Below are 309 nucleotides of genomic sequence, written 5' to 3' on the forward strand. Positions count from 1 at the left end.
TTGCTCTTGCCAAACAAGGTGTGTTGACCTATGAAAAAAGTGATGAGGTGTTTCCAGTACTTGTAAAAACATTGCTTCCCGTTGGGTTAAAAGGATTGGTGGCCGGTCCAAAGATGGCTGCGTTAATGAGTTCTCTTGCCTCTGTATTTAATTCATGCTCAACTATTTTCACTATTGATATCTATAAAAAATTAAAACCGCTTACTGCGGAAAAAAAAACTCCTGCAAATTGGAAAAGTGGCTACGTCAATTGTGGTGATTTTGGGTATTATCTGGATTCCCATCATGGAAAAGATTGGTGGAGGGGTG

1 pseudogene is annotated in these 309 nt (G+C 39.5%); it reads left to right on the top strand.

Annotated elements, in window-relative coordinates:
- A pseudogene (locus IAG46_RS17590) lies at positions 1–309 on the top strand (hypothetical protein); the annotation flags it as partial.

The organism is Flagellimonas sp. S3867 (assembly GCF_014698935.1).
GTDB lineage: Bacteria > Bacteroidota > Bacteroidia > Flavobacteriales > Flavobacteriaceae > Flagellimonas.